The organism is Streptomyces sp. NPDC046308 (assembly GCF_055588065.1).
The window spans coordinates 699188-722559 of the sequence record NZ_JBVJFB010000003.1 but is presented as its reverse complement, the minus strand read 5'-3'; the positions used below and the strand labels follow the sequence as shown (position 1 = coordinate 722559).

28 protein-coding genes, 1 tRNA gene and 1 riboswitch are annotated in these 23372 nt (G+C 70.3%); of the genes, 19 read left to right on the top strand and 10 right to left on the bottom strand.

Annotated elements, in window-relative coordinates:
* Positions 1-69 precede the first annotated feature (69 nt).
* Positions 70-1398, bottom strand: a complete 1329-nt coding sequence (locus tag ACZ6JT_RS17140; protein ID WP_469210592.1) for a nicotinate phosphoribosyltransferase — start codon at positions 1396-1398, stop codon at positions 70-72.
* Positions 1399-1478: 80 nt separating this feature from the next.
* Here ACZ6JT_RS17140 and clpS point away from each other — a divergent pair, with 80 nt between their 5' ends.
* The 7 genes from clpS (at position 1479) to ACZ6JT_RS17105 (ending at position 6220) form a co-directional block, all read left to right on the top strand.
* Positions 1479-1793 carry an ATP-dependent Clp protease adapter ClpS gene (clpS, locus tag ACZ6JT_RS17135; protein ID WP_319728254.1) on the top strand — a complete coding sequence of 105 codons (315 nt, stop codon included), beginning with the start codon at positions 1479-1481 and terminating at the stop codon, positions 1791-1793.
* Positions 1793-2395 (top strand): DUF2017 domain-containing protein, encoded by a 603-nt coding sequence (locus tag ACZ6JT_RS17130; protein ID WP_469210590.1) that lies wholly within the window; start codon positions 1793-1795, stop codon positions 2393-2395. Before clpS ends, ACZ6JT_RS17130 begins: the two co-directional genes overlap by 1 nt.
* Before the next feature lie 318 nt (positions 2396-2713).
* Positions 2714-4153, top strand: coding sequence for an amino acid permease (locus tag ACZ6JT_RS17125; protein WP_469210588.1), 1440 nt, complete (start codon positions 2714-2716; stop codon positions 4151-4153).
* 132 nt (positions 4154-4285) lie between these two features.
* Positions 4286-4708, top strand: a complete 423-nt coding sequence (locus ACZ6JT_RS17120) for a M67 family metallopeptidase (protein ID WP_469210586.1) — start codon at positions 4286-4288, stop codon at positions 4706-4708.
* Positions 4709-4785: 77 nt separating this feature from the next.
* Positions 4786-4893 (top strand): putative leader peptide, encoded by a 108-nt coding sequence (locus tag ACZ6JT_RS17115; RefSeq protein WP_312847437.1) that lies wholly within the window; start codon positions 4786-4788, stop codon positions 4891-4893.
* Between the two features lie 89 nt (positions 4894-4982).
* The gene (locus tag ACZ6JT_RS17110) at positions 4983-5270 is read left to right on the top strand and encodes a MoaD/ThiS family protein (RefSeq protein WP_030717953.1); all 288 of its coding nucleotides are present in this window, start codon (positions 4983-4985) and stop codon (positions 5268-5270) included.
* Positions 5270-6220 (top strand): PLP-dependent cysteine synthase family protein, encoded by a 951-nt coding sequence (locus ACZ6JT_RS17105; RefSeq protein ID WP_469210584.1) that lies wholly within the window; start codon positions 5270-5272, stop codon positions 6218-6220. The genes ACZ6JT_RS17110 and ACZ6JT_RS17105 overlap by 1 nt, the downstream gene beginning before the upstream one ends.
* Positions 6221-6382: 162 nt before the next feature.
* On the opposite strand, the gene ACZ6JT_RS17100 is transcribed toward ACZ6JT_RS17105, so the two are convergent.
* The gene (locus ACZ6JT_RS17100) at positions 6383-6739 is read right to left on the bottom strand and encodes a DUF488 domain-containing protein (RefSeq protein ID WP_469210583.1); all 357 of its coding nucleotides are present in this window, start codon (positions 6737-6739) and stop codon (positions 6383-6385) included.
* Positions 6736-7155 carry a hypothetical protein gene (locus tag ACZ6JT_RS17095; RefSeq protein ID WP_469210581.1) on the bottom strand — a complete coding sequence of 140 codons (420 nt, stop codon included), beginning with the start codon at positions 7153-7155 and terminating at the stop codon, positions 6736-6738. Before ACZ6JT_RS17095 ends, ACZ6JT_RS17100 begins: the two co-directional genes overlap by 4 nt.
* A 240-nt stretch (positions 7156-7395) precedes the next feature.
* Here ACZ6JT_RS17095 and ACZ6JT_RS17090 point away from each other — a divergent pair, with 240 nt between their 5' ends.
* Positions 7396-8148 (top strand): MBL fold metallo-hydrolase, encoded by a 753-nt coding sequence (locus tag ACZ6JT_RS17090; protein WP_469210579.1) that lies wholly within the window; start codon positions 7396-7398, stop codon positions 8146-8148.
* Positions 8149-8239: 91 nt separating this feature from the next.
* Here the strand turns inward: ACZ6JT_RS17090 and ACZ6JT_RS17085 are convergent, their stop codons facing one another.
* Positions 8240-9451, bottom strand: a complete 1212-nt coding sequence (locus ACZ6JT_RS17085) for a PTS transporter subunit EIIC (RefSeq protein WP_469210736.1) — start codon at positions 9449-9451, stop codon at positions 8240-8242.
* A gap of 307 nt (positions 9452-9758) precedes the next feature.
* On the bottom strand, positions 9759-11060 hold the full coding sequence (locus ACZ6JT_RS17080) for a PTS transporter subunit EIIC (protein ID WP_469210578.1): 1302 nt from the start codon (positions 11058-11060) through the stop codon (positions 9759-9761).
* A gap of 200 nt (positions 11061-11260) precedes the next feature.
* On the opposite strand from ACZ6JT_RS17080, the gene ACZ6JT_RS17075 reads away from it, so the two are divergent.
* The 4 genes from ACZ6JT_RS17075 to rdgB all read left to right on the top strand — a co-directional run bounded on the left by ACZ6JT_RS17075 (position 11261) and on the right by rdgB (position 13444).
* Positions 11261-11494 carry a PTS sugar transporter subunit IIB gene (locus tag ACZ6JT_RS17075; RefSeq protein ID WP_030717974.1) on the top strand — a complete coding sequence of 78 codons (234 nt, stop codon included), beginning with the start codon at positions 11261-11263 and terminating at the stop codon, positions 11492-11494.
* Positions 11495-11589: 95 nt separating this feature from the next.
* Entirely contained in the window at positions 11590-12315 is a 726-nt protein-coding gene (rph, locus tag ACZ6JT_RS17070) for a ribonuclease PH (protein ID WP_030390452.1), read from the top strand.
* Between the two features lie 126 nt (positions 12316-12441).
* On the top strand, positions 12442-12822 hold the full coding sequence (locus tag ACZ6JT_RS17065) for a hypothetical protein (RefSeq protein WP_030717980.1): 381 nt from the start codon (positions 12442-12444) through the stop codon (positions 12820-12822).
* 7 nt (positions 12823-12829) lie between these two features.
* Positions 12830-13444, top strand: coding sequence for an RdgB/HAM1 family non-canonical purine NTP pyrophosphatase (gene rdgB / locus ACZ6JT_RS17060; protein ID WP_469210575.1), 615 nt, complete (start codon positions 12830-12832; stop codon positions 13442-13444).
* A gap of 55 nt (positions 13445-13499) precedes the next feature.
* On the opposite strand, the gene ACZ6JT_RS17055 is transcribed toward rdgB, so the two are convergent.
* The 4 genes from ACZ6JT_RS17055 to bcp form a co-directional block, all read right to left on the bottom strand.
* Positions 13500-13583 (bottom strand) — tRNA-Leu (locus tag ACZ6JT_RS17055).
* A gap of 52 nt (positions 13584-13635) precedes the next feature.
* Entirely contained in the window at positions 13636-13767 is a 132-nt protein-coding gene (locus ACZ6JT_RS17050) for an HNH endonuclease (RefSeq protein ID WP_469210574.1), read from the bottom strand.
* Between the two features lie 353 nt (positions 13768-14120).
* On the bottom strand, positions 14121-14768 hold the full coding sequence (locus ACZ6JT_RS17045) for an HNH endonuclease signature motif containing protein (protein WP_469210573.1): 648 nt from the start codon (positions 14766-14768) through the stop codon (positions 14121-14123).
* Between the two features lie 138 nt (positions 14769-14906).
* The gene (gene bcp / locus ACZ6JT_RS17040) at positions 14907-15374 is read right to left on the bottom strand and encodes a thioredoxin-dependent thiol peroxidase (RefSeq protein WP_362814261.1); all 468 of its coding nucleotides are present in this window, start codon (positions 15372-15374) and stop codon (positions 14907-14909) included.
* Between the two features lie 104 nt (positions 15375-15478).
* Between bcp and ACZ6JT_RS17035 the strand changes: the two genes are divergently transcribed.
* The 3 genes from ACZ6JT_RS17035 to ACZ6JT_RS17025 all read left to right on the top strand — a co-directional run bounded on the left by ACZ6JT_RS17035 (position 15479) and on the right by ACZ6JT_RS17025 (position 16668).
* Positions 15479-15799: a DUF3618 domain-containing protein gene (locus tag ACZ6JT_RS17035; RefSeq protein ID WP_469210572.1), complete on the top strand. Its 321-nt coding sequence runs from the start codon at positions 15479-15481 to the stop codon at positions 15797-15799.
* A 43-nt stretch (positions 15800-15842) separates the two neighbouring features.
* Positions 15843-16184 (top strand): GroES family chaperonin, encoded by a 342-nt coding sequence (locus ACZ6JT_RS17030; protein ID WP_031152325.1) that lies wholly within the window; start codon positions 15843-15845, stop codon positions 16182-16184.
* Positions 16185-16247: 63 nt separating this feature from the next.
* A riboswitch (guanidine-III (ykkC-III) riboswitch) is annotated at positions 16248-16316 on the top strand.
* Between the two features lie 31 nt (positions 16317-16347).
* Positions 16348-16668: a DMT family transporter gene (locus tag ACZ6JT_RS17025; RefSeq protein ID WP_469210571.1), complete on the top strand. Its 321-nt coding sequence runs from the start codon at positions 16348-16350 to the stop codon at positions 16666-16668.
* 49 nt (positions 16669-16717) lie between these two features.
* Here the strand turns inward: ACZ6JT_RS17025 and ACZ6JT_RS17020 are convergent, their stop codons facing one another.
* The gene (locus ACZ6JT_RS17020) at positions 16718-19246 is read right to left on the bottom strand and encodes a transglycosylase domain-containing protein (RefSeq protein ID WP_469210570.1); all 2529 of its coding nucleotides are present in this window, start codon (positions 19244-19246) and stop codon (positions 16718-16720) included.
* Positions 19247-19432: 186 nt separating this feature from the next.
* Between ACZ6JT_RS17020 and ACZ6JT_RS17015 the strand changes: the two genes are divergently transcribed.
* The 4 genes from ACZ6JT_RS17015 to ACZ6JT_RS17000 all read left to right on the top strand — a co-directional run bounded on the left by ACZ6JT_RS17015 (position 19433) and on the right by ACZ6JT_RS17000 (position 23000).
* On the top strand, positions 19433-20236 hold the full coding sequence (locus ACZ6JT_RS17015) for an ABC transporter permease (protein WP_362814255.1): 804 nt from the start codon (positions 19433-19435) through the stop codon (positions 20234-20236).
* 145 nt (positions 20237-20381) lie between these two features.
* Positions 20382-21221 (top strand): ABC transporter permease, encoded by an 840-nt coding sequence (locus ACZ6JT_RS17010; protein ID WP_469210734.1) that lies wholly within the window; start codon positions 20382-20384, stop codon positions 21219-21221.
* Positions 21222-21223: 2 nt separating this feature from the next.
* A complete protein-coding gene (locus ACZ6JT_RS17005; RefSeq protein ID WP_469210568.1) occupies positions 21224-22207 on the top strand; it encodes an ABC transporter ATP-binding protein in 984 nt (327 codons plus the stop codon).
* Positions 22208-22340: 133 nt separating this feature from the next.
* On the top strand, positions 22341-23000 hold the full coding sequence (locus ACZ6JT_RS17000) for a DUF1707 SHOCT-like domain-containing protein (RefSeq protein WP_469210566.1): 660 nt from the start codon (positions 22341-22343) through the stop codon (positions 22998-23000).
* Positions 23001-23372: the final 372 nt, after the last annotated feature.

The window sequence follows — 23372 nt, the reverse complement described above, 5'->3', positions numbered from 1 at the left end:
GGTCTTTCAGCCTCGCCGGCGTTTGAGGAGCGGGGTTCGGGGCGGAGCCCCCGCGGCGGCGCCGCGCGGTTACGCGTACTCCGTCGGGATCACGGCCTCGCCGCGCGACAGCTGGGTCGCGGACAGCGGCAGCCGCGCGAGGACGGCGCGGTGGCGGTCGCGCGCGGCCTCCAGCGGCTCGCGGGCGACCACCTCGCCGGCCTTGACCAGCTGGGTCAGCAGCTGCTGGCCGGCCAGGGCCGACGGGACCGGCCCGGTCCCGACGACCTCCGCCTCGGCGATCCCCTCCGCGTCCACCCGCCGCGCCGCCCACTTGCGGCCGCCGATGGAGGTCTTGCCGCCCGTGGACTTCTTCGCCACCGGGGCCAGCGCCGCCTTCGGGTCGGCCGAGGTGGCCCGCGCCACCAGCTTGTAGACCATCGAGCACGTCGGGTGCCCGCTGCCCGTCACCAGCTGGGTGCCGACCCCGTACGCGTCCACCGGCGCCGCCGCCAGCGAGGCGATGGCGTACTCGTCCAGGTCCGAGGTGACCACGATCTTCGTCGCCGTCGCCCCCAGCTCGTCCAGCTGCTGCCGCACCCGGTGGGCGACCAGCAGCAGGTCGCCGGAGTCGATCCGGACCGCGCCCAGGTCGGTGCCCGCCACGTCGACGGCGGTGCGGACGGCCTCGGCCACGTCGTAGGTGTCCACCAGGAGGGTGGTGCCCCGGCCCAGCGAGGCGACCTGCGCGGTGAAGGCGTCCCGCTCGCTGTCGTGGACCAGCGTGAAGGCGTGCGCGCTCGTGCCGACGGTGGGGATCCCGTACCGGAAGCCGGCCGCCAGGTCCGAGGTGGAGGCGAAGCCGCCCACGTACGCGGCCCGCGACGCGGCCACCGCCGCCAGTTCGTGGGTGCGCCGCGCGCCCATCTCGATCAGCGGGCGGTCGCCCGCCGCCGAGGACATCCGGGAGGCGGCCGCGGCGATCGCGGAGTCGTGGTTCAGGATCGACAGGATCACGGTCTCCAGCAGCACGCACTCGGCGAAGCTGCCCTCGACGCGCAGGACCGGCGAGCCGGGGAAGTAGACCTCGCCCTCCGCGTAGCCCCAGATGTCGCCGGAGAAGCGGTACGAGGACAGCCAGTCCAGGGTGCGCATGTCGACGACGGCCCGCTCGCGCAGGAACTCCAGCACCGCGCCGTCGAAGCGGAAGTTCTCCACCGCGTCCAGCACCCGCCCGGTTCCCGCGACGACCCCGTAGCGGCGCCCCTCGGGCAGCCGCCGGGTGAAGACCTCGAAGACCGAGCGGCGGTCGGCGGTGCCGTTGGCCAGCGCGGCCTGCAGCATCGTGAGCTCGTAATGGTCCGTGAAGAGCGCTGTCGACGGCACGTCCACCGGCAGGCCCAGGTCCGCAGGGTTCATGTCCCGGATGCTAGCGCACATCTCGTCAAAGTGACGAGATGTAGGACCCGTTTGTGCGACGGGCCCTTCGCGGTGGCAGCATGGGACAAGTGAGTGTTGCTCCTGTAGAGATCGAACGCACCGAATCGGCCGAGGAGACCTTCGCGGTCCCCGAACCCGACGTCCCCTGGGTGACCCTGGTGCACAACGACCCGGTCAACCTCATGAGCTACGTGGCGTACGTGTTCCAGGCGTACTTCGGCTACTCGAAGGACGTGGCGCACAAGCTGATGCTCGACGTCCACCACAAGGGGCGGGCGGTCGTGTCCAGCGGCACCCGCGAGGAAATGGAGCGCGACGTGCAGGCCATGCACGGCTACGGCCTGTGGGCGACCCTCTCCCAGGACCGCACCTGATGGGCGGCACGTTCCAGCCCCTGAAGGGCGGCGCCGGCGCCGCCATCGCGCTCGACGAGATCGAGATCTCCATCCTGCGCTCCCTGGCCGTCCAGATGCTCGAACTGATCGGCCCCGGCGAGCCCGAGCCCGCCGAGGACGCCGACCCGCTCGCCGCGCTGTTCGCCGAGGGTCCCTCCGAGCCCCCGTCCGACCCGGCGCTGGCCCGGCTCTTCCCCGACGCCTACGGAGGCCCGGACGGGCCGGGGCCGAAGGAGGACCCGGAGGAGCTGCGCGCCCACTCGGCGGAGTTCCGCCGCTTCACCGAGAACGACCTGCGCACCCGCAAGCGGGAGGACGCGCTGGCCGTCGTACGCAGCCTGGACGCGCTCACGCCGGCCGGTGACGGGGCGGCGGTGCTGGAGCTGACCGAGGAGCTGCCGCTGCGCTGGCTCGGCGCGCTCAACGACCTGCGCCTGACCCTCGCGGCCCGCCTCGACATCACCGAGGACGACGAGAGCGCGGCGCTGTTCCGGCTGCCGGACGAGGACCCGCGCAAGCCGATGGTGATGGCGTACCTCTGGCTGGGCGGCCTCCAGGAAACCCTGATCGAAACCCTCTGAAGATCCTCAAGAGGGAACACCGTTCGCTCAGCGGACGCTCAAATCCGGATAACGATCAGATCACCGCCATGCGGTGATCTGATCCTTTCGCAGGTCTTTGTCCAGATTTTTTAAGGCCCTCCGCCACATTTCTCCCCCTCCGGCAGTCGTAAGCCCGTGATAAATCTTCACGACTGCCGAAGGGACGCCACCCCTGTCCCCCGGCTCGCTTGGACCGGCGGACCGCCGGCGTGCAACTCCATCCGTATCCGGGGGGATCGAGGACCCGATCCGCAGCCAGTCAAGGCGCGGGTCGGCGTGGAGAAAGGCGCACCAGACATGACCTCTGTGCAGGTCGAGCAGCACGGCAACACGCCCGGCGAGGGCACTCAGGGCGAGGGCGGCGAGGGGTACCACCGCACGCTCGGCGCCCGCCAGATCCAGATGATCGCGATCGGCGGAGCCATCGGCACCGGCCTGTTCCTGGGCGCCGGCAAGGCGATCTCCAAGGCCGGCCCCAGCCTGATCCTGGCCTACGCGATCGCGGGCCTGGTCATCTTCTTCATCATGCGGGCCCTGGGCGAGCTGCTCATGTACCGCCCCGTCTCCGGCTCCTTCTCGGACTACGCCCGCGAGTTCCTGGGCCCGTTCTGGGGATACGTCACCGGCTGGACGTACTGGCTGTTCTGGGTGGTCACCGGCATCACCGAGGTCACGGCCGCCGCGCAGTACATGGCGTACTGGACCCACGACAGCTTCCCGCAGTGGGCCTACGCGCTGATCTTCACGGTCATCCTCTACGCCGCCAACCTGATCTCCGTGAAGCTCTTCGGTGAGCTGGAGTTCTGGTTCTCCATGGTCAAGGTCACCGCCATCGTCGGCATGATCCTGATCTGCGCCGGCATCCTCACCATCGGCTTCTCCGACGCGGCCGACACCGCCACCGTCACCAACCTGTGGAACGACGGCGGCTTCTTCCCCAAGGGCATCGGCGGCACGCTGATGACCCTGCAGATCGTCATGTTCGCCTTCCTCGCGGTCGAGCTGGTCGGCGTCACCGCCGGCGAGTCCAAGGACCCCGAGAAGACCCTGCCCAAGGCCATCAACACCGTGCCGTGGCGCATCGCCGTCTTCTACGTCGGCGCGCTGATCATGATCCTGTCGGTCGTCCCGTGGACGCACTTCCAGCCGGGCGTCTCGCCCTTCGTCGCCGCCTTCGAGCGCATGGGCCTCGGCATCGGCGCGGCCATCGTCAACTTCGTCGTGCTGACCGCCGCCCTGTCCTCCTGCAACTCGGGCATGTACTCCACCGGCCGCATGCTGCGCGACCTCGCGCTCAACGGCCAGGGCCCGAAGTTCTTCGCCAGGCTCACCAAGAGCGGCACCCCGCTCGTCGGCACCACCTTCTCCGCCGCGCTGATGCTGGTGGGCGTCTGGATCAACTACGTCGCCCCGGGCAAGGCCTTCGACTACGTCGTCTCCTTCGCCACCATCTCCGGCATGTGGGCCTGGATCATGATCCTCGTCTGCCAGATCCGCTACCGCGCCAAGTCGGACCGCGGCGAGCTGCCCGCCTCCCCGTTCAAGGCGCCGGGCGCCCCGTACTCGAGCTGGTTCGCCCTGCTCTTCATCGGCATGGTCATCGTGATGATGGGCGCCGACAAGGACTCCCGCGTCTCGCTGTACTGCGCCCCGCTGTGGGGCCTGATCCTGGGCGTCTCGTACCTGGTGATGAAGTCCCGCGACCCGCGCGGCGCCGCCTTCACCAAGGCCTCGTAGCACCCGAAGGCCGTGAGTCCCGGCCGCCTGCCACGGCCGGGAACCGCGCTGCCAGGGACCTCGTGTCCACCATGCGGGCCCTTGTGTACCACTCCTCGGTACGCAAGGGCCCGTCTGCTTATCCTGTCGCTCATGCTGACCCTCACCCAGGCCCTGTACGACCAGATCGTCGAGCACGCCCGCCAGGACCACCCCGACGAGGCGTGCGGCGTCGTGGCCGGCCCGGCGGGCACCGGCCGCCCCGAGCGGTTCATCCCGATGCTCAACGCGGCCCGCTCGCCCACGTTCTACGAGTTCGACTCGAAGGATCTGCTGAAGCTCTACCGCGAGCTGGACGACCGCGACGAGGATCCGGTGATCGTCTACCACTCGCACACCGCCACCGAGGCCTACCCCTCGCGCACCGACGTCACGTACGCGAACGAGCCGGGCGCGCACTACGTCCTCGTCTCGACGGCGGACGAGGACGGCCTCGGAGAGTTCCAGTTCCGCTCGTACCGGATCGTCGACGGTGTGATCACCGAGGAAGAAGTGCAGGTCGTCGAGGCCTACTGACCACGATGTGAGCACATGGCGTCCACGATGCGGGATCACACTCCAAACCGGGGACCGGGAATCGTTAACATGACCGCATGGTTTCCCACGACGTGAGCATCGAGACGCCCGGCAGGCTGCTGCTCGTGGCGCGGCTGCACGTCGACCTGTGCCGCCTCGCCAGTGCCATCTGTCCTGCCGTCTGAGCACCAGAGCCCCTCTGCGCGGGGGGCGACGAACCGCGCGCCGCACGTTCCTGACGCCCCTGCTTACGCCCTGACGACTGGAGACAGCCATGGCCATCGAGGTCCGCATCCCCACCATCCTCCGCACCTACACCGAAGGCGAGAAGGCCGTCTCCGGTGAGGGCGCGACCCTCGCCGACCTCTTCGCCGACCTGGAGACCCGTCACAAGGGCATCCAGGAGCGCATCGTCGACGAGTCCAAGGGCGGCGAGCTGCGCCGCTTCGTGAACGTCTACCTCAACGACGAGGACGTCCGCTTCCTCGCCGGCATCTCCACCGAGCTCAAGGACGGCGACAGCGTCACCATCCTCCCGGCCGTGGCCGGCGGATCGAAGTAATGCGCTACGACTCCCCCCTGGCCGCGGTCGGCAACACGCCGCTGGTCCGGCTGCCCCGGCTGTCGCCCTCGGACGACGTCCGCATCTGGGCGAAGCTGGAGGACCGCAACCCGACCGGCTCGATCAAGGACCGCCCCGCGCTCCACATGGTCGAGCAGGCCGAGAAGGACGGCCGGCTGTACCCCGGCTGCACCATCCTCGAGCCGACCTCGGGCAACACCGGCATCTCCCTGGCGATGGCGGCCAAGCTCAAGGGCTACCGCATCGTGTGCGTGATGCCGGAGAACACCAGCCAGGAGCGGCGCGACCTGCTGGCCATGTGGGGAGCCGAGATCATCTCGTCGCCGGCCGCCGGCGGCTCGAACACCGCGGTCCGCGTGGCCAAGGAACTGGCCGCGGAGCACCCGGACTGGGTGATGCTCTACCAGTACGGCAACCCGGACAACGCGGGCGCGCACTACGCCACCACGGGTCCGGAGATCCTCGCCGACCTCCCGTCGATCACCCACTTCGTGGCGGGCCTGGGCACCACGGGCACGCTGATGGGCGTCGGCCGCTACCTGCGCGAGAACGTCCCCGACGTCAAGATCGTGGCCGCCGAGCCGCGCTACGACGACCTGGTCTACGGCCTGCGCAACCTCGACGAGGGCTTCGTCCCCGAGCTGTACGACGCCTCGGTCCTGACGACCCGCTTCTCGGTGGGCTCGGCGGACGCGGTCACCCGCACGCGGGAGCTGCTGCAGCAGGAGGGGATCTTCGCGGGCGTCTCCACCGGAGCCGCCCTGCACGCGGCGATCGGCGTCGGCCGCAAGGCGGTCGCCGCGGGCGAGACGGCCGACATCGTCTTCGTCGTGGCCGACGGCGGCTGGAAGTACCTCTCGACCGGCGTCTACACGGCCGCGACCACCGAAGAGGCCATCGAGGTCCTCCAGGGCCAGCTCTGGGCGTAGCCCCTGCGGGGTCGCCCGGCCGTCTCGGCTACGCCGCCGCTTCCCGGGGCTCCGCCCCGGACCCCGCGCCTCAATCGCCGGCGGGGCTGGATCTTTCAGCCCCGCCGGCGATTGAGGCGCGGGCGCGGAGCGCCGTGTAGTGACCGGTCCGGGCGGGCCCGGCTAGGCGGACAGCAGGTCGGCGAGCACAGCCGCATGGCTCGTGGCCGGGTCCTTGACCGCGGTCAGGAGGGTGAGCGGCCCGGCCTCGGCGAGCAGCCGCAGGCGGTCCAGCTCCGCCACCGCCTCCGCCCCGGCCAGCTCCGCGAGGTACCGCTCCCGGAACTCCCCGGCGGAGCCACCCGCGTGGAACCACTTGCGCAGCGCCGCCGACGGCGTCACCGCCCTCGGCCACTCGTCCACCCCCGCCGCCTCCTTCGCCAGGCCCCGCGGCCAGAGCCGGTCCACCAACACCCGCACCCCGTCCGCGCCCGGCTCCGGCGGGTCGTACACGCGCCGCAAGCGGATCTCCGGTTTCACCGGCCGCCTCCCAGTCCCTTGACCTCGTCCCACAGCACCGGGTCCAGCACGCCCAGCCGCGCCCGGAACTCCCACAGCGACACCTCCGCCGGCCGGTCCGCCTCCAGGAAACCCGCCCGGCCCTGCGCCCCCACCGTCCCCGGGGGCAGCGGGATCACCCCGGCCCGCCGGTCGTCGTACTTCCCGGTGATCCACGCGACCCGCGCGCGATGGCCCCGTACCGTCTCGACCGCGAGGACCAGGCACGTACGGCCGTCCGCCAGGGACCACAGCTCCCCGGCGTGCGGATGCGGCGGCGGACCGGACCCGTGCGCCGGCGGGGCCCGGCGGGGGACACCCGGCCGCGCCCCCGCCACCAGCGCCACCAGCGCCACGGCCACGACCGCAGCCACGGCGGGCCACCAGGACGTGTCCATGTTCCGACCGTAGCCGCGCCAACGGCACCCGGCACCCGGCGGGGCCGCACGGCGCGATGGGCACGGCGCATCTAGGCCCGTACACCTGACCGCTTGCCATTACTGGGTATGAGTGGTGCAGGCGGTGACTTCCCCCACAACGGCCCGCCGCGGAGGAGCGACCGGACGTTTCGCGCCTTACGCTCGACGCACGCACGGCCCGCATTCCGTCCACGGACCGTCCACGGAGGTTCACGCTCCATGAAGCTCACCGTCGTCGGCTGTTCGGGGTCGTTCCCGTCCGCGGAATCGGCCTGTTCGAGCTACCTCGTCGAGGCCGACGGCTTCCGGCTGCTCCTCGACATGGGCAACGGCGCCCTCGGGGACCTCCAGCGCCACTGCGGTCTCTACGACCTCGACGCGATCTTCCTGAGCCACCTGCACGCCGACCACTGCATCGACATGTGCGCGTACTTCGTCGCCCGTTTCTACCGGCACGAGGGCGGCCGCTGCGGCACCATCCCCGTCTACGGACCCGAGGGCACCGAGCGCCGCCTGACCACCGCCTACGACGACGTCCCCGACGAGCGCTCGATGAGCGAGGTCTTCGACTTCCGCACCCTGAAGTCCGGAAGCTTCGAGATCGGACCCTTCCAGATCCGCACCGAGCGCGTCGCCCACCCCGTCGAGTCCTACGGCATCCGCATCGAGCACGGCGGCCGCTCGCTCACGTACTCCGGGGACACCGGCGCCTGCCCCGAGCTGGCGCTGCTCGCCGACGGCACCGACCTCTTCCTCTGCGAGGCCTCCTTCACCCACGGCAAGGAGGACATCCCCGACCTCCACCTCAACGGCCGCGAGGCCGGTGAGTACGCGCGCGGCGGTGGCGTCGGCCGGCTCGTCCTCACGCACATCCCGCCGTGGACGGACGCGGCGCAGAACCTCGCCGACGCCCGCGCGGTCTACGACGGCCGGGTCGACCTGGCGTACGCGGGCGCGGTCTACGAGATCTGACGGATCCGACCGGTCATGCGGGCCGGAACACGCGCAAGCCCCCGCCCTCCCTTCCGGGAGAGCGGGGGCTTCGACGTGTGGGCGAGCGGGCCTACTTGGCCTCCGCCTTCAGCAGCTCGGCCAGCTCCTCGTCGGACTCGCGGCCCGGCGTCGGGAGGTTCCACTTGACGATCGCGAAGCGGAAGACGACGTAGTAGACCACCGCGAAGCAGAGGCCGACCAGCGCCAGGCCCAACGGGTTCGTCGCCTTGCCGAGGTTCAGCAGGTAGTCGATGGCACCGGCGGAGAAGCCGAACCCGTCCTTCATGCCGAGGGACCAGGTCAGGGCCATGGACACACCGGTCAGCACCGCGTGGACCGCGTACAGCACCGGGGCGATGAACATGAAGGTGAACTCGATCGGCTCGGTCACACCGGTGACGAAGGAGGTCAGCGCGAGGGAGAACATCATGCCGCCGACGACCTTGCGGCGCTCGGGGCGGGCGCAGTGCACGATCGCGAGGCAGGCCGCCGGGAGGGCGAACATCATGATCGGGAAGAAGCCGGTCATGAACTGTCCGGCGGTCGGGTCACCGGCGAGGAAGCGGGAGATGTCGCCGCTCTTGCCCTGGTACTCGCCGGCCTGGAACCACGGGAAGGAGTTGAGCAGGTGGTGCATGCCGACGGGGATCAGACCGCGGTTGGCGACACCGAAGATGCCCGCGCCGACCGCGCCGGAGCCGACCAGCCACTCACCCAGGCTGTGCAGACCGGTGCCGAGCACCGGCCAGATCAGACCGAACACGATGCCGATCACCAGGCCGGCGAAGGCCGAGAGGATCGGGACCAGGCGGCGGCCGCCGAAGAAGCCCGCCCACTCGGGCAGCTTGGTCCGGTAGAACTTCTGGTAGAGCAGGGCGACCACGATGCCCATGACGACACCGCCGAGGACCTTGGCGTCCACGGGCGCGTCGACCATGACGACCTTGCCGTCGACGGCCTTGGCTATCTTGGGCAGGTTGGAGTCGGTGAACGTGGCGAGGACGCTCTTGAAGACCAGGTAGCCGGTGACGGCGGCGAGCGCGGTGGAACCGTCCGACTTCTTGGCGAAGCCGATCGCGATGCCGACGGCGAACAGCAGCGCCATGTTGTCGAGGATCGCGCCACCACCGGCGGCCATGTAGCCGGCAATCTTGTTGACGAACTCCGGCATCGACGCCGAGCCCAGCATGTCCTTGTCGCCGAGGCGAACCAGGAGTGCGGCGGCAGGCAGCACGGCCACGGGGAGCATGAGGCTCCGGCCGATGCGCTGCATGACGGCCATCACGCCAGCGCCCTTCTTCTTCTCGGCCGCGGGAGCGGCAGCCGTGGTCACAAGGTCCTCCAGTGGGCAAGGCGCCGCCAGGGGAAACGGGGACGGCGGCGTCTTCGAAAGGGGGGATACACGGGGGCTCGAACGCGCCTCGTGGTCTACACCAATTGTGGTGTAGACCAGTTGTAACACGGTGAGGGTTAGATAAGGAACCTTCGATTTCCTGTGGCCTGGATCACACCTCCCGGGGTATGCCGAAGGGCCCCCGGATCGTGATCCGAGGGCCCTTGACGGACCGGTTCGCACCCTGCTGGGAGGCTCAGGCCTTGGTGGTCTCCGACTGCATCGCCGCGATCTCCTCGTCCGATTCCCGGCCGGGCGTCGCCAGGTCGAACTTCGTGATCGCGAAGCGGAAGACGACGTAGTAGACGAGCGCGAAGCACAGGCCGATCGGAATGATCAGCCAGGGCTTCGTCGCCAGCTTCCAGTTGATGACGTAGTCGATCAGGCCCGCCGAGAAGCTGAAGCCGTCGTGGACGCCCAGCGCCCAGCTCACCGCCATGGAGACACCCGTCAGCACCGCGTGCACCGCGTACAGGGCGGGTGCGACGAAGAGGAAGGAGTACTCCAACGGCTCCGTGATCCCGGTGACGAACGAGGTCAAGGCCACCGACAGCATCAGGCCGCCGACCTCCTTGCGCCGCTGCGGCTTCGCGCAGTGTGTGATCGCCAGCGCCGCGGCCGGCAGCGCGAACATCATGATCGGGAAGAAGCCGGTGAGGAACAGGCCCGCGTTCGGGTCGCCGTGCAGGAACATGTTGATGTCGCCGTGGTACGTCTTCCCGTCCGGCGCCGTGTACGACCCGAACTGGAACCACATCGGCACGTTCAGGAACTGGTGCAGGCCGATCACCAGCAGCGCACGGTTCGCGACGCCGAAGATGCCTCCGCCCCACGAGCCCAGACCGCGCAGCCAGTCGGAGAAGCTCTCCAGCCCGGCGCCGACCGGCGGCCAGATCCACAGGCAGACCGCGGCGAAGGCGATGGCGGCGAAGGACGTGATGATCGGGACCAGCCGCCGGCCGTTGAAGAACCCGAGCCAGTCCACCAGCTTCACCCGGTGGTAGCGCTGCCAGAGCCAGGCGGCCAGCAGCCCCATGACGATGCCGCCGAAGACGCCCGGGTTCTGGTAGGTGAACGCGACGAAGGTGTCGTTCTGACCCAGGCAGCCGCCCCCGATGTTCCGGCTCCCCTCCGGGCACTCGTTCGGGAACTGGTGCAGCACTCCCCGGTAGACGAGGAAGCCCGCCGTGGCCGCGAGGGCGGTCGAACCGTCCGCCTTCTTCGCCATGCCGATGGCGACGCCGATGCAGAAGAGGAGGGGCAGGCCGAGGTCGGGGTCGAGCAGCGCGCCGCCCGCGCCCGCCATCACGCTGGCGACGTCCGTCCACTGCAGGCCGTCCTTGCCGAAGACGTCCGGTTGACCCAGCCGCAACAGGATGCCCGCCGCGGGCAGTACGGCGATCGGGAGCTGAAGGCTCCGCCCCATCTTCTGCAGCCCCTGGAACAGGTTGTTCCGCCACGACGGGCGTGGTGCTGCTTCGGAGATGCTCGCGCTCATCGGAGTCCTCCCTGACCGGCCCGTTTTTGGCTGCCGCACCACTTGCGGCACACTGGTGTAGACCAGTTGTGGGCAGGTTGGTGCTGATCGTCATCATTCGGCAGGCAGTGGTCATGCGCTCGTGTAGATGGGCCAACCGTGCGTTACCGTGACAAAGCGGATCGTGCAGGTCGTTCTTCGTAGAACTCAGGGAGAAACACATGGCCACCAAGGCTGAGAAGATCGTCGCCGGGCTCGGCGGCATCGACAACATCGAAGAGGTCGAGGGCTGCATCACCCGCCTGCGCACCGAGGTCGTCAACCCCGACCTCGTCGACGAGGCCGCACTCAAGGCCGCCGGCGCCCACGGCGTCGTGAAGATGGGCACCGCCATCCAGGTCGTCATCGGCACCGACGCCGACCCGATCGCCGCCGACATCGAAGACATGATGTGATCCGCACCCCCTAGGACGCCTCACACAGCGGACCCCGTCCCGGAACCACCCGGACGGGGTCCTCGCGTTCCCCCGCAGGGACTAGGCTCGGAGCCATGTCTCGCATCGACGGCCGCACGCCCGAACAGCTCCGCCCGGTCACCATCGAACGCGGATGGAGCAAGCACGCCGAGGGCTCCGTCCTCATCTCCTTCGGAGACACCAAGGTCTTCTGCACCGCCTCCTTCACCGAAGGAGTCCCGCGCTGGCGCAAGGGCAGCGGCGAAGGCTGGGTCACCTCCGAGTACTCGATGCTGCCCCGCTCCACCAACACCCGCGGCGACCGCGAATCCGTCCGCGGCAAGATCGGCGGCCGCACCCACGAGATCTCCCGCCTCATCGGCCGCTCGCTGCGCGCCGTCATCGACTACAAGGCCCTCGGCGAGAACACCATCGTCCTGGACTGCGACGTCCTCCAGGCCGACGGCGGCACCCGCACCGCCGCCATCACCGGCGCCTACGTCGCCCTCGCCGACGCCGTCGCATGGGGCCAGAAGAAGAAGCTCATCAAGGCCGGCCGCAAGCCCCTGACCGGCACCGTCGCCGCCGTCAGCGTCGGCATCGTCGACGGCGTCCCGCTCCTCGACCTCTGCTACGAGGAGGACGTGCGCGCCGAGACCGACATGAACGTGGTCTGCACCGGCGACGGCCGCTTCGTCGAGGTCCAGGGCACCGCCGAGGGCGAGCCCTTCGACCGCAAGGAACTCAACGCCCTCCTCGACCTCGCCGCCGGCGGCTGCGCGGACCTGGAAGCCATCCAGCTGGGCGCGCTCGAACTGTAGGCGGGCGTCCGCTCCCTGGGCGGCAACCGCCGGGCCCGGCCCGGCGTCTAGCACAACACGGGCGCACGGTGTCACAGCCGTGCGCCCGTCCACGCATCCGAAATCCTGCTCCCGGGGGAGAACCGCATGAAGCTCCGCATCGCGGCCATAGCCGTGGCCGCCGTACTGACCGTCCCGGCCCTGTCCGCCTGCGACGCGATCTCCACGGCGATGGACTGCGCGAACACGGCGGTGGCCATCACCGACGGCGCGAACGACCTCCAGCAGGCGGTCTCCCAGGCGGGCAACAGCCCCCAGGACGCCCAGAACGCGCTCAACCAGATCGAGGCGAACCTCAAGAAGATCGGCGACCAGACCGACAACGCCGACCTGGGCAAGGCCATCACCTCGATGAACACGGCGGTCAAGAACGTCCGCGCCTCCATCGAGAGCGGCAACACCGTCCCGGACATCCAGCCCGTCGCCGACGCGGCCGGCGAGATCTCCAAGGTCTGCACCCCGGGATAATGGGCGCATGACCTCGACGCCCAGCCGCCTGATCCTGGCTACCCGCAACGCGGGCAAAGTCTCCGAACTCCATGCCATCCTGTCCGCAGCCGGCCTGCCGCACGAGCTGGTCGGCGCGGACGCGTACCCGGAGATCCCGGACGTCAAGGAGACCGGCGTCACCTTCGCCGAGAACGCCCTCCTGAAGGCCCACGCCCTCGCGCAGGCCACCGGGCTCCCGGCCGTCGCCGACGACTCCGGCCTCTGCGTGGACGTCCTGGGCGGCGCCCCCGGCATCTTCTCCGCCCGCTGGGCCGGCACGCACGGCGACGACAAGGCCAATCTGGACCTGCTGCTGGCCCAGCTCGGCGACATCGCCGACGAGCACCGCGGCGCCCACTTCTTCTGCGCGGCCGCGCTCGCCCTGCCCGACGGCACGGAACGCGTGGTCGAGGGCCGCCTCCTGGGCACCCTGCGCCGCGCCCCCTCCGGCACGGGCGGCTTCGGCTACGACCCGATCCTCCAGCCCCTGGGCGAATCCCGCACCTGCGCCGAACTCACCCCGGCCGAGAAGAACGCCATCTCCCACCGCGGCCAGGCCTTCCGCGCCCTGATCCCCTTCGTCCGCGCCCTCCTGGGCTGAGTCCGGGCACCAGAACGGCCTGCGAATCAATCCTTTGATTCGCAGGCCGTTTATGTGCGGCGGAAGGGATTCGAACCCTCAAGCCGTTTCACGGGCCACAGATCCTAAGTCTGCTGCGTCGCCGTTGCGCCACCGCCGCTAGCCGCCTGCCATGATAGCGGCAGGCGGCTGGGTCGGTTGATGAAGATCGGTTATGTCGAGGGGCGGCTGCCTCCTCGACACCAGGTGCTGGTGATGGCATGGCAGTTGGGGCACAGCAGCCGCAGGTTTTCCCGACGGTCGTCGCTGCGGTCACCGTTGATGTGGTCGACCTCCAGGGTCATGGGACGCCCCCGCCACTCGGGAGGTGTGCCGCACCGTGCGCAGCAGTCCGGGGTGCCGATGTCTCGAAGGGCTCGACGTAGGAGCGCGGTGCCTGTTCGCTGTCTTCCGCTTCGGGTGACGAGGATGTCCTCTGCGGCCTTGAGCGGTCTGGTCCCGGCCTTGCCGCGTTGATGCCCTTGGCCGAGGAAGTGCGACGTATTGTGTCCCTCCTCTGCGATCCACCTGCGCAAGTGGGCACGCTGTCCGCCGTGGTCGGGGAATCCCAGCACCCGGAGGGTTCCGGCGATACTGGCCGACTTGGTGATCGCCTGCGCCAGTTCTTCTCGTGAGGGCCGATCGTGGCGTTGGCTTTTCATACCCGCCCCTTGCCCCGACCTCGGTACGAGTCGGTCGTGGAGTGGCAGTTGGGGCACAGCAGCCGCAGGTTTTCCCGACGGTTGTCGCGCCAGTCGCCGTTGATGTGGTCGACCTCCAAGGGGAGGTGTTCACCCATCCAGACTGCGGAGATGCCGCAATCGGCGCAACGTTCCTCGATGCCGAGGTCGAGCAGAGAGCGCCGGAGCATCGTGTTCGGAGTGCGCCCGGCGTGCGGAGTGCGGTTCTCACGGAGGACCTCGTCGGCTGTACGCCGTCGATGGTTGTCCCGCATCCGGTCCGTACGGGACGGGCCGGTGAAATGTGATGTGTCGATGCCCAGCGCTCGGACCCGGCGGCTGATGTGGGTGTGGTGCCCTCCCACCGCGTCGAGCCCCAGGCGTCGCAGCACCTCGTACATGTTGCCGGCGGCGCTGACCGCCTCCTCCAGGACCGCGCGTGTCCAGCGGTTTCCGTCCCGCTCGAAGTGGGAGACGTCCACTCCGAGCCGGTTCATGCGCCTGCGTATGTAGTCACGCGAACTGCTCTTCGGATCGACCCCCAGCCGCTCCAGCGCCTCCGTCAGCGTGCGCGACGCGCTCGCCGCCTCTGTGAGGCGTTCTCTCGTGTACGGGCTTACCGGCATCGTCGCCCCTCCGTTTTCGACCGCGCGTGCGGCGCTCGTACGGAGTAACGGGTGCGGGTGGCGGACGGTCACGGCTGGTTTCGTCCGACAAGCGGAGCGGCCCGCGCCGGGTGGGGGCGGGCCGCTGCGTGGGGTGGGTCAGATGCCCAGGTCCTTGATGATCTTGGCTACGTGGCCCGTGGCCTTGACGTTGTAGAAGGCGTGCTCGACCTTGCCCTCCTCGTCGACGACCACCGTGGAGCGGATGACCCCGGTGACCGTCTTGCCGTACAGCTTCTTCTCGCCGTACGCGCCGTACGCCGTCAGGGTCTCCTTCTCCGGGTCGCCGACCAGGGTGACCTTCAGGTGCTCCTTCTCGCGGAACTTCGCGAGCTTCTCCGGCTTGTCCGGGGAGACGCCGATGACGTCGTAGCCGGCCGTCGCCAGGACGTCCAGATTGTCCGTGAAGTCGCAGGCCTGCTTGGTGCAGCCCGGGGTCAGGGCGGCCGGGTAGAAGTAGACGATCACCTTGCGGCCCTTGTGGTCGGCGAGCGAGACCTCGTTGCCGTCCGCGTCGGGCAGGGTGAAGGCGGGGGCGGTGTCGCCCGGCTGAAGTCGCTCGCTCATCTGGACAGTCTCCTCAAGAGGGGATCGGTACGTCCCGAGACTAAGCTGACAGACTGTTCACCGGGGACTACCCCCCACCGGACCACGACGACGGAGGCAGCGCGGTGCCCGAAGCCAGGACCCCCGCACAGATCGAGGCGGACATCGTCCGCCGCCGCGAGCAGCTCGCCGAGACGCTCGACGAGATCGGCGTGCGCGTGCACCCGAAGACGATCATCGGGGATGCGCGGGCCAAGGTCGTCTCGACCGTCGACCACACGGCCGGGCGGGCCTTCGCCGCGGTGAACCGTGTCGTGACGGACCTGAGGGACGCCCTGCGCAATGAGGACGGCAGTCCGCGTCCCGAGCGGATCGTGCCGGTCGCCCTGCTCGCGGCGGGTGTGGTCGGTGTGGTTGTCCTGTCGGCACGACGCAGGCGCGCGTGACCCTGAGCGGCGCGGGGCGGTCGCGGACAGGTAGGTTCGGGGCGTGAGCGACAACACCACCCACGACAAGCTGCCCATCCGCATGCTGCACGACCGCGTGCTCGTGAAGTCCGACCTGCCGGAGGGCGAGCGGCGCTCGGGCGGCGGCATCCTGATTCCGGCGACGGCCGCGGTGGGCAAGCGGCTGGCCTGGGCCGAGGTGGTCGCGGTCGGGCAGAACGTACGGACGGTCGAGCCCGGGGACCGGGTCCTGTACGACCCCGAGGACCGCGCCGAGGTCGAGGTGCGCGGCGCGACGTACGTCTTGATGCGCGAGCGGGACCTGCACGCGGTGGCCGCGGAGCGGCTGGAGGGGTCGGAGGACTCCACCGGTCTGTACCTGTGAGCGTGCACCCCCTCCCCGGCTGAGCCGAGAAAGGGCCGGTGGCCTTCGTCACCGGCCCTTTTCGCTGCCCTTTGCTACGGTGGAGGAGACCCGACGAGACGCGCCGTACCGGGTACGACAAGACGACGCACCCCGTATCGCTCGATGTCTCGGAGGTGCCGTCATGGCCTGGGTTCTTCTCGTCGTCGCCGGTCTGATCGAAGTGGCCTGGTCGATCGGCATGAAATTCACCGAGGGCTTCACCCGGCTCTGGCCCAGTGTGTTCACGGGCGCCGGGATCGTCGCCAGCATGGTGCTGCTGTCCTACGCCGCGAAGACCCTGCCCATCGGTACCGCGTACGGGGTGTGGGTGGGCATCGGCGCCGCCGGCGCGGCCGTGCTCGGCATGGCGGTGCTGGGCGAGCCCGTCACCGCCTCCCGGATCTTCTTCATCGGTCTGCTGCTGGTCGCCGTCGTCGGGCTGAAGGTGACCTCCGGACACTGACCGCCCGGACCCTGACCGCCCGGGCCGCACTGACCGCCCGCGCCGGCCGTCATTCCAGGAACGCCGAGGGCGGCGGGCGCAGGCCGTCGGCCGGGCCGCCGTCGGCGCCCTGGGTGCCCGTCGTCCCCTGGGTGCCCTGGGTGGTGCCGCCGTTGTCCTGGCCGCCCTGGGTCTGGCCGCCCTGGGTCTGGCCGCCCTGGGTCTGGCCGCCGTTGTCCTGACCCCCGTTGTTCTGCCCGCCCTGGGTCTGGCCCCCGTTGTTCCGGCCGCCGTTGTCCTGCCCGCCCTGCGTCTGGCCGCCCTGCGTCCGGCCCCCGTTGTCCTGACCCCCTTGGTTCTGGCCGCCGTTGTCCCGGCCGCCCGTCGGCGGGGTCGGCCGCCGCGGTGGCGTGGGCGTGAGTTCGTCGTCCGGCGTGTCCTGCGGGGGGTTGGACTCCGGGAGCGGCGGCGGGGGCCGCGCCGCGCCCTGCTGGAGTTCCAGGTCGAAGTCGACGGGGTCGGTGCCCTCCAGCGCGGTCTTCGTGTACGCGGCCCAGATCCGGGCCGGGTAGCCGCCGCCGCCGATCCGGGGCTCGCCCAGGGCTCCGTAGAGCGACTGCAGGGTTCCGGTGTCCGGGTCCTGGCCCATCATCGCGACGACCGTGACCAGGTTCGGGGTGTAGGCCGCGAACCAGGCCGAGCGGTCCAGTTCGCCGGTGCCGGTCTTGCCGGCGGCCGGGTGGCCGGCGGCGAGGGCGGCCGTACCGGTGCCGTTGTCCACGACGCTGACCAGCATGGAGGTGGTGGTGTCGGCGGCCTCGCGGCTGATGGCCTGGGTGGGGGTGCGCTCGGGCAGGCCGATCGTGTCGCCGCCCTTGGTGATCTTCTCCAGGAAGGTGTACGGGGTGCGCCGGCCGTGGTCGGCGAGGGTCGCGTAGGCCTGGGTCATGTCCAGGACGCTGGCCTGCATCGTGCCGAGGGCCATGGCGGGGCCGGTGACGAAGTTCGGGGTGTCCTCGGGGATGCCGAGGTCGACGGCGGTCTTCTTGACTTTGCCGGTGCCGACGTCGACCACCATCTGCGCGTACACGGCGTTGACGGAGAGGTCGGTGGCGGTGTTGACGGTGATGTTGCCGTACGAGACCTGGCCCTCGTTCTCGGGGTTGAAGCGGATCCGGCCGCCGACGACGGGGCGCCTGTTGTCGCCGTTGTAGATCGTGTTGGGGGTGATCCGGCGGCCGTCCTGGGTGCGGGAGCCGTTCTCGACGGCGGACGCGAAGACGAACGGTTTGAAGGTGGAGGCGACCTGGTAGTCGTGCCGGGTCGCGTTGTTGACGTACTGCTTGGTGTAGTCGATGCCGCCGTACATGGCGACGACCTTGCCGGTGGCCGGGTCGATGGAGGCGCCGCCGGCCCGCACCAGCCGGTCCGCCTTGCGCGTGTCGGGGTCGAGTTTGCCGGTCATCTGGTCGTCGACGGCCTCGACGAAGGCGCTCTGGCGGCGCTTGTCGATGGTGGAGGTGATCCGGTAGCCGCCCTCGGCGAGGGTCTTGTCGTCGAGGATCTTGTTCTCGACGATGTAGTCCTTGATGGCTTCCACGAGGTAGCCGCGCTGGCCGGACAGGCCCGCGGCCGCGCGGACCTTGCCGGGCTCGGGGAACTGCGTCGTGGCGCGCTCGGTCTCGGACAGCCAGCCCTTCTTGACCATGCCGTCGAGTACGTAGTTCCAGCGGGCGAGGGCGCGGGGGCGGCTCTGCGGGTGGGCGACCACGTCGAAGGCGCTGGGGGAGTTGAGGAGGGTGGCGAGGTAGGCGCCCTCGGCGGTGGTGAGGTTGCTGACGTCCTTGCCGTAGTAGGCCTGGGCGGCGGCCTGGATGCCGTAGGCGTTGCGGCCGAAGTAGCTGGTGTTCAGGTAGCCCTCGAGGATGTAGTCCTTCGACTTCTCGCGGCCGAGTTTGATCGCGATGAAGAACTCCTTGACCTTGCGTTTGATCGTCTGTTCCTGACCCAGGTAGTAGTTCTTGACGTACTGCTGGGTGATGGTGGAGCCGGACTGAGTGCCCTTGCCGGTCGCGGTGTTCCAGGCGGCGCGGAGCATCGCCTTGGGGTCCACCGCCCGTTCGGAGTAGAAGTCCCGGTCCTCGGCGGCCAGTACGGCTTCCTGCACGGTCCGCGGGATCTGGGAGAGCGGCACGTTGACGCGGTTGACCTCGCCGTCGCGGGCGATCTGCGAGCCGTCGGAGTAGAGGTAGACGTTGGACTGCGCGGTGGCGGCGGCGTTGGCCGGCGGGATGTCGACCAGCAGGTAGCCGGCCACGAGGGCGCCGCCGATCAGCAGGGCCAGCAGCAGGACGGCGCCCAGGACCATGCGCCACGTGGGGACGAGGCGGCGCCAGCCGGTGCGTTCACGGCGGGGCTTCTTCCCCGGTGCGGGCGGGCCGGGTTGCGGCTGGGGCTGCGCGGGGGCCTGCGGTTGGCCCTGCGGTTGCCGGGCCTGCGGTTGTTGCCGGGGCTGATGGTTCGCCCGTGGCTGCCGTGCTTCGGGCGGGGTGTCCGGGTCGCGAGGGGTCCAGCCCGGGGGTGGTGACTGGTCGCTCATCTCCAGGACTCCTCGACGCCGTTCGAAATATCCACTTCTGTACCTCATGGTGTCTACCCGATGGCCGGTGATTCCGCTCCGGACGGGCGTAAATCGGTCGCGTGGATCGCCCCTCCGCACTAAGCTCGCGCGCTTTGGCCGACGTAGGAACGACGTGGAAAACGGAGGGATACGGTGCGCCGGAGAGTGCGTCTCTACCTGGCGGTCGCGGCAGGCGGATTCAGGCGGTACGCCACGTATGGAACGGCGACGGCGGCCGGGGTCTTCACCAACACCACCTTTGGTTTCATCGTGGCGTACACCTACATCGCACTGTGGGACGAGCGCCCCGGGCTCGGCGGCTACGACCAGGCGCAGGCCCTCACCTTCGTGTGGGTGAGCCAGTCGCTGCTCGCCGCAGGGGCGTTGATCGGGGGCGGCTTCCAGGAGGAGATCCAGGAGCGGGTGCGCACGGGCGACATCGCCGTCGACCTGTACCGGCCGGCGGACCTCCAGATGTGGTGGCTCGCCGCCGACATGGGCCGGGCGGGCTTCCAGCTGCTGGGGCGCGGGCTGGTCCCGTTGGCGGCGGGGGCGCTGGCGTTCCGGCTGGCGCTGCCCACCGATCCGCTGCGCTGGCTGCTGTTCCTGGTCTCGGTCGTGCTCGGACTGGTGGTGAGCTTCGCGGTGCGCTACCTGCTGGGGCTGCTGGCCTTCTGGCTGATGGACGGGTCCGGCATCAACATGATGGCGACCGTCGTCTCGATCTTCTTCTCCGGGATGCTGCTGCCGCTGACCGTCTTCCCGGGCGGCTTCGGCGAGTTCGTGCGCGTGCTGCCGTGGTCGGCGATGCTCCAGGTGCCGATGGACGTCCTGCTGGGCAAGCACGCGGGGGCCGGGGGCGCGGCCGAGGCGCTGGGGTTCCAGGCCGGGTGGGCGCTCGTACTGCTGGGTGCGGGGCGGCTGCTGCAGTCGGCCGCGACGCGGAAGGTGGTGGTCCAGGGTGGCTGAGGCGGAGGCGGAGGCTGAGGAGGCGGTGGCCGTGGCGGTGGGCGCCGGGACCGGTGAGGCCGTCGAGACCGTCGAGGCGCCGCCGGGGCGGGAGTTGACGCCACCGGGGGCGGGGGCAGGGTCGGCACGTGGGGCCGGACCCGGGGTGAGCCCGCTCGGCGGGTCAGCTCGCGTACGGCAGGTCCGGGAGGGGCTGCGCGGCTACGGCCTGATCGTGGCGATGTGGATCCGCTCGACGATGACGTACCGGGCGTCCTTCGCGCTGTCCGCCTTCGGCAACGCCGCGATCACCCTCCTCGACTTCGTCACGATCTACCTCATGTTCTCCCACGTGGACGTCCTCGGCGGCTTCACGCTGCCCGAGGTCGCCCTCCTGTACGGGTCCTGCTCGGCCTCCCTGGGCCTGGCGGACCTGCTGATGGGGAACACCGACCGGATCGGCGCCCGGATCCGGGACGGCTCGCTGGACACGATGCTGGTGCGTCCCGTCCCGGTGCTCGCGCAGGTGGCGGCGGACCGGTTCGCGCTGCGCCGACTGGGCCGGGTCATGCAGGGGCTCGGGGTGCTGGGCTGGGCGATCTGGTCCCTGGACGTGGACTGGACGGCCGGGAAGGCCGTGATGGTGCCCGTGATGATCGTGGCCGGGGCGGCGATCTTCGCGGCGGTGATGGTGACCGGGGCGGCCTTCCAGTTCATCGCCGGGGACGCGGCCGAGGTGCAGAACTCCTTCACCTACGGCGGCTGCACGATGCTCCAGTACCCGCCCGGCATCTTCGCCAAGGACCTGCTGCGCGGGGTCACCTTCATCGTGCCGCTCGCCTTCGTCAACTGGCTGCCCGCGCTGCACGTGCTGGGGCGGCCCGATCCGCTGGGACTGCCCGGGTGGGTCGCGTACCTGAGCCCGCTGGTGGCCTTCGTGGTGTTCCTGCCCGCGTCGCTGGCGTGGCGCGCGGGAGTCCGTTCGTACCGAAGCACGGGGAGCTAGCTGTGGCTGACGCGGATGCGCTGATCTCGCTGGACGGGGTCGAGAAGGTCTTCGACGTACGGCGCCGGGTGAGCCTGATGCGCCGGGAGAAACGCCAGGTGCGGGCGGTGGACGGGATCAGCTTCGAGGTCGCGCGGGGCGAGATGGTCGGCTACATCGGGCCCAACGGCGCCGGGAAGTCGACCACCATCAAGATGCTGACGGGCATCCTGACCCCGAGCGGCGGCCGGCTGCGGGTCGCGGGAATCGACCCGTCGCGGGAGCGGATGCGCCTCGCGCACCGGATCGGGGTGGTCTTCGGGCAGCGCACCACGCTGTGGTGGGACCTGCCGCTGAAGGACTCGTACGGGCTGATGCGGCGGATGTACCGGATCCCGGCGGCGCGGTTCGCGGAGAACCTGGAACGCTGCGTGGACCGGCTGGACCTGGCCGAGCTGCTCGACGTACCGGTACGGCAGCTGTCGCTCGGGCAGCGGATGCGCGGGGACATCGCGGCGGCGCTGCTGCACGATCCGGAGGTGCTGTACCTGGACGAGCCGACGATCGGGCTCGACGTGGTGAGCAAGGCGAAGGTACGGGGCTTCCTGCGGCAGTTGAACGAGGAGCTCGGGACGACGGTGCTGCTGACCACGCACGACCTCCAGGACATCGAGCAGCTGTGCGAGCGGGTGATGGTCATCGACCACGGGCGGCTGATGTACGACGGGGTGCTGGAGGGTCTGCACGCGGCGGGTCCGGAGGGTTCGGCGGGCGTGAGCGAGCGGACGTTGGTGGTGGACCTCGAGCGGGAGCTCGCGCCGATCGAGGTGCCGGGTGCGCGGGTGGTGAAGGTGGAGGGGCCGCGGCAGTGGTTGGCGTTCCCGGCGGGGACGTCGGCGGCCCCGCTGGTGGCGGCGGTGGCGGCGGAGTACCCGCTGGTGGACCTGTCGGTGCGGGAGCCGGACATCGAGGACGTGATCGCGCGCATGTACGCGGGCCGCGGCTGACGCTGCGGGCGGCCGGCCGACGGTCAGCCGGGCGGCTGGGTGGCCGGGTCAGGGGAAAACCGGGGTCGATCTCAGGGACGGGCCCAGGTCCTCCCCGTACAACTCCCGGCAAACTCTGCCTAGTCTGGTCCGCATGAGTGACGATCGGCCGGAGAAGCCGTTGCCGGAGCTGAGGGCGTCGGATGCGGACCGGGACCGGGTGGCGGAGCGTCTGCGGGACGCCGTCGCCGAGGGCCGGCTCGACATGGAGGAATTCGAGGAGCGGCTGGAGGCGGCGTACAAGTCCCGGACGTACGCGGAACTGGAACCGCTGACGCGGGACCTGCCGGCCCCGGCGGGGCCGGCCGCGCAGCCCGTGCCGGCCGCCGGATCGGCGGCCGCGCCGTGGCCGGGGCGGATCGGCGGGGCGGGGACCTCCACGCTGGCGGTCGCGGTCATGTCGGGGTTCCAGCGCAAGGGCCGGTGGACGGTGCCCGCGCGCTTCGACGCGGTGGCGTTCTGGGGCGGCGGCGAGCTGGACCTGCGCGAGGCGGACTTCGCGCAGCGCGAGGTGGTGATCAACTGCGTCGCGATCATGGGCGGCATCGAGATCACGGTGCCGCCGGGGGTGGAGCTCGACGTACGGGGCTTCGGCTTCATGGGCGCCTTCGACCAGCGCCACAGCCCGGGTCCGTCCGTACCGGGCGCCCCACGGGTCGTCATCACGGGCTTCGCCTTCTGGGGCGGCGTGGAAATCAAGGTCAAGCCCCCCAAAACGGCGGCCAAGGGCCCATCCCTCCGCAAAGAGCTGTAACAGGGTCCGCGCGGCCCCTGGCAGGGCCCGGTGCCGGCCGGGACCCGCCGCCTGGGGCCGGAGTCCGAGCGCCGCACCTCCCGCGGACCTGCGGCGCCGCCGGCCGACGCTCAGCCGTTGCTCCGGGCCGAAGCCACATCATCCCGGACCGGGACCGCGCTACCGGTGACGGAGGCCCCCGGGGCGCCGGGCCGGGGCGCGCTCCTCGCCGCAGGACGTTGGCCGGGCGAGGGTTGACACCTTCCCAGGCCTGAGGGGGTCGCGGCAGCGAACCGGACCGGGACCGGCCCGCGGGGCCTGGCCGCAGGGGCCGGGTACCGGCTGGTCGGTGGCTCGGGGCTTGCGGTCGTTGTCGACGGTGCGTGGGGTCGG